At 60.7% G+C, this 13,090-nt stretch carries 13 protein-coding genes; 4 read left to right on the forward strand and 9 right to left on the reverse strand.

Annotated features, from left to right (window positions below):
* The coding region (locus E3U23_RS00005; RefSeq protein ID WP_279349113.1) for an ABC transporter permease at window positions 1-1,215 on the forward strand (1,215 nt) is incomplete at its 5' end.
* Here E3U23_RS00005 and E3U23_RS00010 read toward each other — a convergent pair.
* Window positions 1,212-1,625: a DUF805 domain-containing protein gene (locus E3U23_RS00010; protein WP_279349114.1), complete on the reverse strand. Its 414-nt coding sequence runs from the start codon at window positions 1,623-1,625 to the stop codon at window positions 1,212-1,214. The two genes, E3U23_RS00005 and E3U23_RS00010, sit on opposite strands and share 4 nt — an antisense overlap.
* A gap of 215 nt (window positions 1,626-1,840) precedes the next feature.
* On the opposite strand from E3U23_RS00010, the gene typA reads away from it, so the two are divergent.
* On the forward strand, window positions 1,841-3,661 hold the full coding sequence (gene typA, locus E3U23_RS00015; RefSeq protein ID WP_279349115.1) for a translational GTPase TypA: 1,821 nt from the start codon (window positions 1,841-1,843) through the stop codon (window positions 3,659-3,661).
* Between the two features lie 24 nt (window positions 3,662-3,685).
* On the opposite strand, the gene E3U23_RS00020 is transcribed toward typA, so the two are convergent.
* Window positions 3,686-4,474: an SDR family NAD(P)-dependent oxidoreductase gene (locus E3U23_RS00020; protein ID WP_279349116.1), complete on the reverse strand. Its 789-nt coding sequence runs from the start codon at window positions 4,472-4,474 to the stop codon at window positions 3,686-3,688.
* 70 nt (window positions 4,475-4,544) lie between these two features.
* Window positions 4,545-5,297 carry a hypothetical protein gene (locus tag E3U23_RS00025; protein ID WP_279349117.1) on the reverse strand — a complete coding sequence of 251 codons (753 nt, stop codon included), beginning with the start codon at window positions 5,295-5,297 and terminating at the stop codon, window positions 4,545-4,547.
* Between the two features lie 84 nt (window positions 5,298-5,381).
* Here E3U23_RS00025 and putP point away from each other — a divergent pair, with 84 nt between their 5' ends.
* Together putP and E3U23_RS00035 are read left to right on the forward strand one after the other, a co-directional pair.
* Complete coding sequence (putP, locus tag E3U23_RS00030; RefSeq protein ID WP_279349118.1) at window positions 5,382-6,860, forward strand: sodium/proline symporter PutP; 1,479 nt, start codon at window positions 5,382-5,384, stop codon at window positions 6,858-6,860.
* 90 nt (window positions 6,861-6,950) lie between these two features.
* The gene (locus tag E3U23_RS00035; RefSeq protein WP_279349119.1) at window positions 6,951-7,586 is read left to right on the forward strand and encodes an extensin family protein; all 636 of its coding nucleotides are present in this window, start codon (window positions 6,951-6,953) and stop codon (window positions 7,584-7,586) included.
* A gap of 6 nt (window positions 7,587-7,592) precedes the next feature.
* On the opposite strand, the gene E3U23_RS00040 is transcribed toward E3U23_RS00035, so the two are convergent.
* The 6 genes from E3U23_RS00040 to E3U23_RS00065 form a co-directional block, all read right to left on the reverse strand.
* A complete protein-coding gene (locus E3U23_RS00040; protein ID WP_279349120.1) occupies window positions 7,593-8,222 on the reverse strand; it encodes a response regulator transcription factor in 630 nt (209 codons plus the stop codon).
* Window positions 8,223-8,347: 125 nt separating this feature from the next.
* Window positions 8,348-8,737, reverse strand: a complete 390-nt coding sequence (locus E3U23_RS00045; RefSeq protein ID WP_279349121.1) for a response regulator transcription factor — start codon at window positions 8,735-8,737, stop codon at window positions 8,348-8,350.
* A gap of 348 nt (window positions 8,738-9,085) precedes the next feature.
* The gene (locus tag E3U23_RS00050) at window positions 9,086-9,841 is read right to left on the reverse strand and encodes a proteasome-type protease (protein WP_279349122.1); all 756 of its coding nucleotides are present in this window, start codon (window positions 9,839-9,841) and stop codon (window positions 9,086-9,088) included.
* 19 nt (window positions 9,842-9,860) lie between these two features.
* The gene (locus E3U23_RS00055) at window positions 9,861-10,673 is read right to left on the reverse strand and encodes a transglutaminase family protein (RefSeq protein ID WP_279349123.1); all 813 of its coding nucleotides are present in this window, start codon (window positions 10,671-10,673) and stop codon (window positions 9,861-9,863) included.
* Window positions 10,673-11,617, reverse strand: coding sequence for an alpha-E domain-containing protein (locus E3U23_RS00060; protein ID WP_279349124.1), 945 nt, complete (start codon window positions 11,615-11,617; stop codon window positions 10,673-10,675). The genes E3U23_RS00055 and E3U23_RS00060 overlap by 1 nt, the downstream gene beginning before the upstream one ends.
* Before the next feature lies 1 nt (window position 11,618).
* Window positions 11,619-13,046, reverse strand: coding sequence for a circularly permuted type 2 ATP-grasp protein (locus tag E3U23_RS00065; protein WP_279349125.1), 1,428 nt, complete (start codon window positions 13,044-13,046; stop codon window positions 11,619-11,621).
* Between the last annotated feature and the right edge of the window lie 44 nt (window positions 13,047-13,090).

The raw sequence follows: 13,090 nt of genomic DNA on the forward strand, positions 1-13,090 counted from the left end.
TGGCCCGGGGGTGGGGCATCAACGCGGCCCGCGGCCCGCCTGCCCCGCCCCGCGAGCCCGGTTGTGCGGACCGCACTTGCCAACCTTCATCGGCCCGGCTCGAACACCGGCGCGCTCGTGACGGCCTTGGGCTTCGGCCTCTCTGCCTTCGTTTTGCTCGCCGCCGTGCAGAGCGCGATCGACGGAAATATCGAGAGCCGTGTTCCCGATCAGGCGCCGGACTATTTCGTGCTCGACATTCCGCGCGACGGCGAGGCGCAGTTCCGCGATATCGTCCGCGCCGAAGACCCGCAGGCAACGATCCGCATGGTCCCGGCCCTGCGCGGATCGGTCCTCGCTTTCGGTCCGCAGGGCGACATGACCCGCACTGCCGATCTCGACGACATCCCCGACGGCGCGTGGGCCCTGCGCGGCGAGCGCGGCCTTACCTATTCTGACCAGCTTCCCCAAGGCAACAGCCTGACCGAAGGCGAATGGTGGGGCCCGATGTGGCAGGGCGAACCGCTGGTGTCGGTGGATGCCGAATTCGCCGAAGCCGCCGGCCTCGAGATCGGCGATTATCTTACCTTCGGCGTGCTCGGCGTCGAACGCACGGCTCGGATCGCCAATCTACGGCAAATCGACTGGGAAAGCCTCGGCTTCAATTATGTCTTTGTGCTCAGCCCCAATGTGCTTGCCGACACGCCGCACAACCTCGCCGCAACGATCGAGTTGACAGGCGGAACGCCGACCGGACCGCTGCTGCAGGACATGGTGCGGGCTTTCCCCTCCGCCTCCGTTATCGAAGTGGGCGGCGTGCTGGAGCAGGCGCGTACGATCCTCGAACAGGTCGGCCTTGCCACGCTGGCGGCGGCGTGCGTCGCCGTGCTGGCAGGTCTCGCCGTTCTTCTCGGCGCAATCGCCTCAGCGCGTGCCGCGCGGACCTACGACACGGTAATCCTGCGTGTGCTGGGCGCGGACCGGCGGCAGATCCTGACGATGCAGCTGATCGAATACGCCCTGCTCGCCGCGGCACTTGCCGTGGTCGCGCTCGGCCTCGGCAGCCTGACCGCATGGCTGATCGTCACCCAACTGTTCGAATTCGACTGGCTGCCCGACTGGGGCGATGTCTTCGCCGTGCTTGGCGCCGGCCTCGTTGTGGTATTCGCCTTCGCGCTGGGCGGCTCGCTCCCGCTATTGCGAGCGAAACCGGCCCAGGCATTGCGGGCGCTTTAGCGGTAGCTGACCCCGCCTGAGGCATCGGGTCGGTCGAGACTGTCTCGGCCTTTGGGATCCGGGCCATATCCGTTCGGCCCTGGCGTACCGTCGAGACACATGAAGACAAATATCGCAAGCGGACCGATATACGGGACGAGGTTTAGCAGCACGAACCACCCCGAACGCCCTTGATCGTGGAACCGACGAACCTGGACAGCTAACCCTGGGATAAACGATACGAGCGCAAAAATGGCGATGAGGATCATCCCTATGCCCACACCGCCGCCCGTTTCATCGAACAAGGCCGCACCGCCAGCGACGAAGAATAACACTGTGTAGACGATGACCATTAGCAGGGCGAACATCCAGTATTCCTTGCGACGCGACCGCCCCGAAAATTCGGCATAGCGCTTGTATGGCAGAGTCATCCATTCATTTGCATTCCCCCTTCGCATTCGCAGACGTTTGTATCGGGGTATAGGTGAAAATATATACAATCGTGCGCGAATGCCGGTCGGATGCGCATGACATGCTTGCTCTTCCCAACCACCTTGCCGCGGGCGTCCTCTTCCGCTAGGGGCGCGCACGAATTGGGTGGGCGCTTTGCAGCCCTGCCCCCACTTTACCAATCGAAAGCACTATTATGTCCCGCGACCTGCGCAACGTGGCGATCATCGCCCACGTCGACCACGGCAAGACCACTCTCGTCGATCAGCTCTTCCGCCAGTCCGGCACCTTCCGCGAGAACCAGCGCGTTGAGGAACGGGCGATGGATTCGAACGATCTCGAAAAAGAGCGTGGGATAACCATTCTCGCCAAGTGCACCAGCGTCGAATGGAACGGCACGCGCATCAATATCGTCGATACGCCCGGTCACGCTGATTTCGGCGCAGAGGTGGAGCGCATCCTCAGCATGGTCGATGGCGTCATCCTGCTGGTCGACAGTGCCGAAGGGCCGATGCCGCAGACCAAGTTCGTCACCGGCAAGGCGCTGGCGCTGGGCTTGCGTCCTATCGTGGTCGTCAACAAGATTGACCGTAGCGATGCGCGGCCGCAGGAAGTACTCGACGAAGTGTTCGACCTTTTTGCCAATCTCGATGCGAACGACGAGCAGCTTGAATTCCCCTCGCTCTGGGCTTCGGGCCGCGACGGTTATGCGAGCGAGGACGAAAATGCACGTAGCGGCGACCTCAATCCTCTGTTCCAGCTGATCGTCGATCATGTGCCCCCGCCGGGGCTCGACACCAGCGGGCCATTCAGCTTCCTCGCCACCTTGCTCGACCGCGACAATTTCATGGGTCGTGTGCTGACCGGCCGGGTGCAGTCCGGCACGATCAAGCTGAACGACCCGATCCATGCGCTGGATGCTGACGGCAACGTCATCGAAACAGGCCGCGCGACCAAGCTCCTGAGCTTCGATGGGCTGGAGCGTGTCCCCGTGGACAGCGCGCAGGCGGGCGACATCATCGCGCTGGCGGGCCTCGAAAAGGCGACCGTCTCCAACACCATCGCCGATCCTTCGATCAGCGAGCCGATCCAGGCACAGCCGATCGATCCGCCCACGCTGGCCATGCGCTTCGCCGTCAACGACAGCCCGCTTGCCGGGCGCGAGGGCAGCAAGGTGACTAGCCGCATGATCCGCGACCGGCTCTACCGCGAGGCGGAAACCAATGTTGCTATCCGCATCACCGAGGCCGAGGACAAGGACGCCTTCGAAGTCGCGGGCCGCGGCGAATTGCAACTTGGCGTGTTGATCGAGACGATGCGCCGCGAAGGCTTCGAACTCGGCATTTCCCGCCCCCGCGTGCTGTTCCGCGAAGAGAACGGCCAGCGTATGGAGCCGTTCGAGACCGTCGTGATCGACGTGGACGACGAATATTCGGGCACGGTTGTGGAAAAGATGCAGCGCCGCAAGGCCGAGCTGACCGAGATGCGCCCGTCCGGCAGCGGCAAGACCCGCATCACCTTCTCCGCCCCGTCGCGCGGCCTCATCGGCTATCACGGCGAATTTCTTTCGGACACGCGCGGCACGGGCATCATGAACCGCCTGTTCGAAAAGTACGACACGCATCGCGGGCCCATCGAAGGACGCCAGAACGGCGTGCTGATCTCGATGGTGCCGGGCGAGGCCGTGCCCTATGCGCTCAACGCGCTGGAAGATCGCGGAGAGTTGTTCATCGGCGGCGGCGCGAAAATCTACGAAGGCATGGTGATCGGCGAGAATGCCAAGCCCGACGATCTCGAAGTCAATCCGATGAAGTCGAAGCAGCTCACAAACTTCCGCTCAACGGGGAAGGACGATGCGATCCGGCTCACCCCGCCACGCGTGATGACGCTGGAACAGGCGATCGCCTATATCGACGACGACGAGATGGTTGAAGTGACGCCCGAGAGCATCCGTTTGCGCAAAGCGATCCTCGATCCGCACGAGCGCAAGCGGGCGAAGCGTTCCGCGCAGGGCTGAGTTCCCGCGCGGCATCGCCCTTGCTTAATTCTTCAAGGCCATGAAATTCGGCTGCCCGTTCGACGCGCTTACCCCGCCGTCGACGGGCAGGTTCGCCCCGGTGACGAAGCGCGCATCTTCGGATGCGAGGAAGGCGATGACGTCTGCTACGTCTTCCGGCTCGCCCACCCGGCCGAGAGGAATGCGCTGGAGGAAAGCGTCCATCAGCCTCTCGTCGTCGCGAATGCCTTCGCTCATTCCCGTCTTCGTCAGCGACGGGCAAACCGCGTTGACCCGAACACCCTTCGGGCCGAGCTGCAACGCCAGCCCGCGCGTAAGGTTGGTGATGGCGCCTTTGGACGCATTGTAGATCGGCATCGTCCAGTCCCCGCCGGTCCCGGATACGCTGGATGTATTGATGATCGCGCCGCCGCCCTTCGCCGTGCTTTCGGATAAAGCGGGTATCGCCGCGCGGCAGAGATAGAGCAGACCCTTCACATTGATGTCGATAAGGCTTTCGATATCGTCATCCTCCGCCTCGGCGAGCATTCCCGCGGTGGCCACGCCCGCATTGTTCACCAGCACATCGAGCCCGCCGAAGCGATCGAGCGTTTTTTCGACGAGCGTCTTGGCAAAGCCTTTCTTGCCGACATCGCCATCGACAATCAGTGTGCGCTCTTCGTCCATATCGGCGGCAACCTTTTCGAGATCTTCGCGCGTTCGCGAATTGAGCACGACGTTCGCGCCTTCGCGCACGAACCGGTGGGCCGTTGCCGCGCCGATCCCGGACGAGGAACCGGTGACGATGACGGTCGAATTGGAGAAACGGTCCATTGGCTAATCCTTCGAAAAAGTGGGAGGGGTCATCCACCCAACCCGATCACCCGCCCGAAGGTCCGGCCGTTTATTCGATCACGTAGAACTCGCCGATCACCAGAGCCGCATAGATTGTCGCGCCGAGAAGGAAGGGAAGGAAGCGACTTTCGCGTTCTTCCGGCAGCTCTTCCTTCAGGATGACGAGCACCATCGCCCCGCCGACGAAAGCGAACAGGCATCCGATGACGATCTGCGGCAGTTCGACGAACAGGCCGGTGATCCAACCTCCCAGCGTCGCGGCGACCAGCGCCCAGCGCCCCGCGCTGTCGTAAATTTCCGGATGATCCGCACGGCTGGCGAAGTCGGCAGTAACGAAGTGCAGCAGCAAGGCGACGAAGAATAAAACCAGACCGCCTACCGTCGCATCTTCGCGGTGATTGAGCAGGTAGCTGATGATGAAGATCAGCAGGCAATTTGCTGCAATATGAAGCCAGAACACCCCGCTTCCCGGACGCCGACCGTCGCCTCGTTCCCGCCCGCCGCGCGATGTCACCACCGCCCGCTCTACGCCGTAGAACAAGGCAAGCCCTGCTAGCGCCAGCGTATAGACCCAGGCCTCCGCCGCACCGCGCGCAATGCCCAAGGCCCGCTCGAACGTAGTTCCATGGGCGCCGAGTTCCGGTAGAATATGGAGGAACACATAGGCGACCGCTACTCCACCCGCGAAACTCAGCCACCTGCTGCGCGGCTCCGTGTCGAGAAAGCGCAGCTTCGCGACGAACAAATGCACGGCGCAAAAGGCGAGCGCCATCAAGGCGGTAATGGGTTCGATCGCCGGCATTGCGAAATGCTTACCCGTTCGGTCCCGCGTAGCGCCACCCCCGCCTAGTGGTCATTCCCGATTTCCTTTGTTACGTGACCCATCATGCAGACCGGAACACTCATTTCCCTCGCTTTGTATTTCATCCTCATGATTGCCATCGGGCTGTGGGCGTGGAAGCGCTCGACCGATACCAGCGAGGGCTATCTCCTCGCCGGGCGCAACCTGCACCCTGCCGTGGCCGCCCTGTCCGCCGGGGCGAGCGACATGAGCGGCTGGTTGCTGCTGGGCCTGCCCGGCGCGCTCTATGCCGCCGGTCTGGTCGAGGCATGGATCGGCATCGGCCTGTTCGTCGGCGCTTTCGCGAACTGGATCCTCGTCGCCCCCCGCCTGCGCAAGCAGACCGAGGAACTAGGCAATGCGCTGACAATTCCCGAATTCCTTGCCAATCGCTTTCCCGAAAAGGCGGTGGCGTTGCGTGTGATCTCTGCGCTGATCGTGGTGGTCTTCTTCGCGGTTTATACCGCGGCGGGCCTCGTCGGCGGTGGCAAGCTGTTCGAAACGAGTTTCGCGGGGCTATTCCCCGATATGGGTATGAGCGATTACATGCTCGGCATCTGGGTCACTTGTCTCGTCGTGCTTGCCTATACGATGGTTGGTGGCTTTCTTGCCGTCAGCCTGACCGATTTCGTGCAGGGCCTGATCATGGTGACGGCGCTGATCGTGATGCCGCTGGTCGTGATGTTCGGCGAAGGCGGCAGTGCGGGCGGTTCGTTGACCGACGTCCAAGTCCCCGGCTTCCTCAGCCTGACGCAAGGATTGACCGCGCTTGGCTACATTAGCGCGGTAACCTGGGGCCTTGGTTATTTCGGGCAGCGGCACATCATCGTGCGCTTCATGGCGATCGATACGGTGGAACGCGTGAAGGTCGCCCGCAATATCGGGATGACGTGGATGGGCGTGGCCCTGCTGGGCTCGATCGGCATCGGCATCGCAGGGCGCGCCTTCGTAGATCGCAACGGGATGGTGGTGGACGATCCGGAGACGATCTTCATCGTTCTCGCCAATCTGCTGTTCCATCCTCTCATCACCGGCTTTCTGCTGGCGGCACTGCTCGCTGCGATCATGTCGACCATCAGTTCGCAATTGCTGGTCGCGTCGAGCTCGCTGACCGAGGATTTCTATAAACTCTTCTTTCGCAAGAACGCCGGCGAGCGGGAAAGCGTAAACATCGGGCGAGTCTGCGTCGCACTGGTGGCCCTTGCCGCGATAATCATCGCGAGCGATCCGGAAAGCGAAGTGCTGGGTCTCGTCTCCAACGCCTGGGCCGGATTCGGCGCGGCGTTCGGGCCGCTCATCCTCCTGTCGCTGACGTGGAAGCGGATGACCGGCGCGGGCGCGGTGGCCGGCCTGGTAACGGGCGCGGGCGTGGTAGCGGCATGGATCGCACTGGGCTGGAACGCGCAACTACCCGGCTTCGATGGCGGATTGTACGAGATCGTCCCCGGCTTCATCGCCGCATGGCTGGCGACATGGCTGGTCAGCAAGGCGACTTCCACGCGCGAAGCAGCCATTCCATCCTGACCGGAAATGTCAGGCTTTCGTAAATCGGGAACACCGATAAGATACGCTATGGCCTTTCGATCTGCCCGCCCCTTACTCATTTTGCTGGCGATGCTGTCACTCGCCGGGTGCGGCATCGCGGCCTCGGATCGTTCGGCGGCCCACCCCGCCGATGTCGGCCGTCCTTCGCAGTCGCAAACGGCATCGCCGTTGGGTCAGCAATGCCTTGCCGAACTGGGGCGGACCAATGCGCGTTTCACCTCGCTGCCCGATCGCGATTACGGCGGCGGCTGCAGCGTATTGAACAGCGTGCAGCTCGACCGGGTGGGAAGCGATACCGGTCAATTCGCCGTGACCAATCTCGGCCCCCTCGCCTGCCCTGCCGCCAACGCATTGGCCGGATGGGCGCGGTTCGCCGTTGACCGGGCGGCAAGACAAATCCTGGGCAGCCCAATTGCGCGGATCGAAACGATGGGCAGCTATTCATGTCGCAACATTGCGGGCAGCACGCGTCGCTCCGCCCATGCGCGGGCAGAGGCGGTTGATATCGGTGGGTTCGTGCTGGGAAATGGCCGACGAATATCCGTCAAGGCCGGATGGACCGGCGCGAGCGACGAGCGCGAATTCCTGCGCGTCGTGCATCGTAGCGCCTGCAAGAGGTTTGGCACGGTGTTAGGCCCGGATTACAACGCCGCCCATCAGGATCACCTTCATCTTGAGGCGGGAGATGGAAGCTTCTGCCGCTGATGTGGTTCAGGCGGCCAAGGCTTGAATGGGGTCACCGGACGCTTCAACCAAAATCTTGACCGCTTCGGCCGCATGGCGCGCACCGATCTTTGCCATCATGTTCGCTCGATGGATCTCGACTGTCCGGGGACTGATATCGAGATCCCGAGCGATCATCTTGTTGCTGAAACCCCGAGCCACCAGATCGAGGACCTGTCGCTCTCTTGATGTCAGGCTATTCAATCGACGACGTGCAGTCTGCATCCGATGGCGCGCCTCCAGTTGTTCTCCAGCCTCCGATGCAATGCGATCGATCGCTTGCTTTAGGTCGCCTTCCGCGCAATCGGCAGAGAGATAGTCGAGTGCGCCGGCCTTGATCGTCGCGACGACGGCATCCGGCCTGGGGGACTCCGCTATGGCGATCGCGGGAAGCCAGATCTCGGCTGTTTCGAGGACAGCGAGGAATGTTGCCGCATTCTGGTCTTCAACCTCGTCGGCGACGATCAGGATACCGGTAGCAGGCGGACGACGGAGAAAGTCGGTCCTATTGATGAAAAAGTTTACGCGGTACCCCAACTGACCGAGTTTCTCGGCAATCGCTGACGTTTGCCCGCTAAAACCGTCCACCATGTGAACAATGTTTTCGAAATGGTCCATGCCGCTTTTTCAGCAGACATTGCTATTAACCACAATTCGGGCGGTTACCCAGAATGACGTTAAGGAATTGTTTAATATTCTTAACAGGATCCGATCCGCCAGTTTCAAAGAACAAGAGTAAGCAGTTAGTGGACCGCATTAATATGCTGACTTTGCTCGGCTTCCATCTTCAAACGGATCGCCTCGGCTGTGTTCGTAACACACAGTTTGGTCATCATGCTCGCCCGATGTGCCTCGACGGTTCGGGGACTGATCGCCAATTCGTGGGCGATCACCTTACTGCTGCGACCGCGAACGAGCCAGTCGAGAACCTCCTGCTCTCGTTTCGACAGTGACGAGATGCGGCTTCGTGCTTCCAGGACCCGTCGCCGATAATCCGCAAATGCGAGCGCCTCATCCATTATCCTTGCGAGAGTTTCCTCCAGATGGACCGGATCGATCGGCATCGTGAGATAATCGATCGCCCCGCTTCGAACTCCGGAAACCACTTGCGCAGTCGTCGGTTGCTCGGCCATCGCGATCACGGGGATGTAAATGTCATTTTCCGTAAAAGCAGCGAGAACGGATCCGATAGGATAATTGCTAGCTTCATCGCGGCTGAGAGCGATACCTTCTACAGGGCTGGCGGCGATTAACTCATCGATCGTCGAATATATCTCGCAATGAAAACCTGCTCCATAGACTGCTCTCGCGAGAGACGCCCTTACGTCCGAAGCGCGGTCCAAAACGTGAACTGTTTCCACCTGTTCCATGTCATAGGTTATACAGTAGTTCTTCGGATGGTCAGAATACGTAGTATCACCTACGCAATGTCTCCTCCCACCGGGAAAACTAGCATACCTTAAGTGGAGGTTGCCTTTAAATTACCCTTCGTCTTCGTTCCGATAAAAGCTGTAATCCGGAAGCGAATGAAACGCGTGTTTCAGTGCATCGCCCCAACTCGACGAGATCGCCTGAAAATAGGGATCGTCTGCGCTGATACGTTCTTCGTGGCTCGCTTCGAAGGTATCGCGTTTGATAACCTGCAGATCGAGAGGCAGACCCACAGATAAATTTGCCTTCAGCGTAGAATCGAAGCTTACCATGAGTAATTTTACGGCGTCTTCCAAGCTCATCGTCCGGTCGTATCCGCGGATGATGATGGGCCTGCCGTATTTCGTCTCTCCGATTTGAAAAAAGGGAGTGTCGCTGCTGGCTTCGATGAAATTTCCTTCCGGATAAATCATAAACAGGCGCGGCTCCATGCCCTTGATCTGTCCTGCGACGATAATCGAGGCGGTAAACCGCCCCTGCCCGCGCTGGCCGTTCGCCTCCTGCCGCTGGGCAATGGTGGTGCGCAGCAAGCGCCCGATCTGAGTCGCCACCTGAAACATGGTCGGTGCTTTCAGCAGTGCGTTGTCGCGCTCGTCCGGTTCCTTCATGCGTTCTTCGAGCTGGCTAATCACCCCCTGGGTCGTCGCCAAATTGCCGGCGGTCATCAGGGTCAGGATACGTTCGCCCGGAACGTCCCACGTGAACATCTTCCGAAACACCGAGATGTTGTCGACGCCCGAATTGGTTCGGGTATCGCTCATCAGGACGAGCCCTTTGTCGAGCATCATTCCTACGCAATATGTCATGTGAAGCTTTCCGGTCGGCTTACTGCTGGACCTGCTGCTGTTCGACGGCGACCTCGACGTCAAGGACAGTGGTTGTCGTGCCGAAGCTAATCCCTGTCACCGGTGCAGCGTCGCGATAGTCCCGACCGGTGGCAACCCGGACATAGCGCATATCGGGGCTGATGCCGTTCGAAATGTCGAACCCGACCCAACCCAAACCATGGACGAACGCTTCGGCCCATGCGTGGGTCGCTTCCTGTTCGACACGGTCGTTCATCATCAGGTAGCCGCTCACATAGCGTGCCGGAATACCCATAAGCCGGGCGGCCCCTATGAAAATATGCGAATGATCCTGACATACGCCGGCACCGTCCCGCATCGCCTCCTCGCCGCGAGTCGCAACCGTCGTGCTTCCGGTGCGGTATTCAACCCGCTCAAGAATCGTTTTCGAAAGGTGATGAAGGGTGCCGAGCCGATCCTCGTTCGGATCCAGTTCGTCGACCAACGCGCGGATGCGTTCGCCCGGACGGGTCAGGGCGGTCTGCGTGCGAAAGCTCCACAACGGCAAGTGCCCCGCATGCTGTCCGATCACGCCGGAATGGTCGCTGGTTTCCACCGCACCTTTGCAGGTGATGACGACCTGCTGCGTCCCCGGCTCGACCGCGACGAGCGTGGTGCGGTTGTGATGCTGATCCTCGTATTGCAGCTCCTCGTGCGCGTTCTCGTAGTCCATCGACCAGTCGAGAATGCGCTGACCCTGCGTTTCCTTCGGCACCAGCCGCAATCGTTGCAGCGCGTGGACGACCGGCGTTTCGAAACGGTAGCGGGTGGTATGGCGGATCGAGAGGCGCATCAGGCGAGAAACCGGTAATCGTCGGAAATGGCGGAGGCGATGGCGGCATTCTTCCCGGTAAATTCAATCAGGAATTCATGCAGCCCCTGATCGAAGATGTCGTCGATCGTGAGGTCGGCAAGCCGCTGGTCGGCGGAACGCATCAAGGCGTTACTCTCACCTTCTGCGCCGTGAAGCTGCGCGAGGGCGGCGAGATTTTCGCGTAATAGGGTGTAGCAATAGGCGAGGCTGCGGGGAAAGCGGTCATCCAGGATTAGGAATTCGCAGATGCGCCGCGCATCGATCCGTGCCGCGTTGATCCAGCGATAGGCGCGGTCACCTGACACTGAGCGCAGAACCTGGTCCCATTGCCCCGTATCGAGGCTCGACCCTACATAGGAGAGCGACGGAAGCAGCAGGTAATATTTCATGTCGAGGATACGCGCGATTGAATCCGCGCGTTCGATGAAAGTTCCGCACCGCCCGAAATGATAGGGCTCTTCGCGGATCATCGATCCTGCCATGGCGCCATGCGCCAAGGTGCCGGCCCTTCGGATCGTCGCGACCGTCTCCAGCACGCGGTTTTCGGCGACAGGCTCTTTCAGCTGTTCGTCGATCTCCAGCCAGTTGGTGTTGATCGCCTCCCATAATTCGCTGCTAATCGCATTGCGGGCAAGACGTGCATTCTGTCGCACCTGTCCGAACATGAAGAGGATGGAGGACGGGTTCTCCTTGTCGCGCAGCATGAAGTTCCACACCTGCATACCAGTGTAGGTCGCGTGCTTTGCTTCATAGGACTGTCGCTGGCCTGCGGTCTCGATGACCGAGCGCCATTCCTCCTCCGCCGTCGTCAGGTCGCGGGTCAAGGCAAGGCGAAGACCCGCATCGAGCAGGCGCGCGAAGTTCTCGGCCCGCTCAAGGTAGCGGAACATCCAGAAAAGGCCGTTGGCTGTACGTCCGAGCATATCAGTCCTTCAGCACCCACGTATCTTTGGTCCCGCCGCCCTGGCTGGAATTCACGACTAACGAGCCTTCCTCCAGCGCAACGCGGGTTAGTCCGCCCGGCGTGATGTCGATTTTTTCCGGCGATACCAGGACGAACGGCCGCAGGTCGACGTGGCGCGGCGCGAGACCGCTATCGGTGAAGATAGGGCAGGTGGAGAGCGAAAGTGTCGGCTGGGCGATGTAATTTTCTGGACGTTCCTTGATCTTGGTGCGGAACTCCTCGATCTTTGCCTTGGTCGAAGCTGGACCCACCAGCATTCCGTAACCGCCCGATCCGTGCACCTCCTTGACCACGAGCTCCTCGAGATTGTCGAGCACGTATTTGCGGCTGTCGTCGTCTGCGCAGCGCCACGTTTCGACATTCGGCAGGAGCGGTTTCTCGCCGGTGTAGAACTCGACGATCTCCGGCATGAAGGAATAGATCGCCTTGTCGTCGCACACCCCGGTGCCGGGCGCGTTGGCGATGGTTATCCCGCCCGCGCGATACACGTCCATGATTCCGGGCACGCCTAGAACACTATCGGGGTTGAAAGTCAGCGGATCGAGAAATTCGTCATCCACCCGGCGGTAAATGACGTCGACCGGCTCGTATCCGCGTGTTGTCCGCATGGCGACCCGGCCGTCCACAACACGCAGGTCGCTACCTTCTACCAGTTCCGCACCCATCTGGTCGGCGAGGAAGGCGTGTTCGAAATAAGCTGAGTTATAGATGCCCGGCGTAAGCACCGCGACCCGCGGCCGCCCCTCCGCGCAATTCGGCGCGCAGGCGGCAAGGCTCGCGGCCAGCCGGCGCGGATAATCACTCACGGATTCGACCGGCACCCGCATGAACAGTTCGGGGAACATCGCCATCATGCTCTCGCGGTTTTCGAGCATGTAACTGACACCCGACGGCGTGCGCGCATTGTCTTCCAGCACGTAGAAGTCGTCAGGCCCGGTACGCACGAGATCGATACCGACGATATGGGTATAGACGCCGCCCGGCGGCGTGAAGCCGACCATGTTGGCGAGCCAGGCATCGTTGTCGCGCAGCAACCGTTCGGGAAGGCGCCCGGCACGCACGATTTCCTGCCGATGATAGAGATCGTGCATGAAGGCGTTAAGCGCCGAAACCCGCTGTTCGATACCGCGCGTCAGGCGGCGCCATTCGCCCGCAGTGATGATGCGCGGCACCATGTCGAACGGGATCAGCCGTTCTTCCGCCTCGTCCTCGCCATATACATTGAAGGTAATGCCGGTCTTGCGGAAATTCGTTTCCGCTTCGGCATGCTTACGCGAAAGGACCTCGTCCTTCTGATCGTCGAACCATTTGCAGTAATCCGCGTAAGCGGGGCGAACGCTTCCGCCCGAACCGTGCATTTCGTCGAAAAAATCGGCCCTGCCGCTCATGTTTCCCCTGAATGCCGTGAAAGCGGTTGTACAAAGCCGGATGG

Source organism: Erythrobacter litoralis (genome assembly GCF_029760855.1).
Taxonomy (GTDB): domain Bacteria; phylum Pseudomonadota; class Alphaproteobacteria; order Sphingomonadales; family Sphingomonadaceae; genus Qipengyuania; species Qipengyuania litoralis_A.